This window comes from Paucilactobacillus nenjiangensis (assembly GCF_005405445.1).
Classification (GTDB): domain Bacteria; phylum Bacillota; class Bacilli; order Lactobacillales; family Lactobacillaceae; genus Paucilactobacillus; species Paucilactobacillus nenjiangensis.
Genome location: NZ_BJEB01000111.1, coordinates 1 through 1,232 on the forward strand (window position 1 = coordinate 1; position 1,232 = coordinate 1,232).

General features: G+C 45.0%; 1 protein-coding gene. It reads right to left on the bottom strand.

What is annotated here, in order from left to right; genetic code table 11:
- On the bottom strand, positions 1 to 1,136 hold a 1,136-nt coding region (locus tag FFM59_RS09965; protein ID WP_137602864.1), incomplete at its 3' end, for an IS256-like element IS1310 family transposase.
- Positions 1,137 to 1,232: the final 96 nt, after the last annotated feature.

Here is a 1,232-nt window from a genome sequence, read left to right on the forward strand (position 1 = left end):
AACCCTCGGTGGATCCGCTTCAGAGACTTCTCGTTATAAACATTAAACTGAGAAACCAGGAAGCGATCCAGTGAATCTTCCGTTGGAAATTGTTCTTTGTGGTGGGTGGTGCGCTTGAGATGCTTATTAAAGTTCTCAATCAGGTTAGTGGAGTATAGTGATTGCCGGATAGCTGGTGGAAAGTCCATGAAAGTGAGTAAATTCGGCATTTTAAGCAGATCTTTGATTAATTTGGGATAGGTCTGATGCCAGTTGTTGGCGAACTCATTCAGTTTCAGTTCGGCTGCTTCACGGTTGGCGGCCCGATGAACTTGTTTAAAGTCACTGATCACGGCCTTGCGGTCTTTTACGCGAACTTTGTTCATCAGATTCCGCCCAACATGAACCAGGCAACGTTGTCGTTTGGCTTTAGGGAAATGCCGATTCAAGCCTTCATCCAAACCAACTAACCCATCGGCCACAAACAACAGCACATCTTTAACGCCCTGCTTGATCAAGGTTCCCAGCAGTTCAGTCCAGATTCCAGTCGATTCCGTTGGCGCCACTTGGTAGTTCAGCACTTCTTTCGTACCATCTGGACGAATGCCAATCGCAATATGAACGGCTTCTTTTTGAACGGTATCCCGCTTTAACGGCAAGTAAGTGGCATCTAAGAAGATGGCCGCATATTGTGAAGCCAGTCGACGTTGCTGGAAAGCTTGAACCTGTTCATTGACGGCTTTAGTCATGTTGGAAACCGTGGCTTTGGAGTAGTGAGCACCGTACATTTTCTCAATAAGTTCGGCAATTTCAGCAGTGGTAATTCCCTTGGTATACAACTGAATGACCGTTGTTTCTAAATTATCACTGTGCCGACCGTAGGCTGGCAAGGTATGATTTTCAAACCGGCCATTGCGATCTCGAGGAATGGTTAAGTTAAGTTGGCCGTACTTCGTATCAAACGAGCGCTCATAACTGCCGTTGCGGTTATTACCAGTGTTAATCCCAGCGTATGAGTAGCGTTCGTAACCCAAAAACTCTGCCAATTCGGTTTGAAGCAGCTGGTTAATCGCAATTTCGAGGTGGTGACGAAAAACTTCGTCCAAATCTTGCTTTTGGGCTAGTGCAGCGATAATTTCTGTGGTAAGTTCATTCATGGGGAATGCCTCCTGTGATGTTTTCTGTGATTACTAAATATCATAAGGGAAGGCATTCCCTATTTCTATACAATTCAGAAATCTTTTATGCATTTA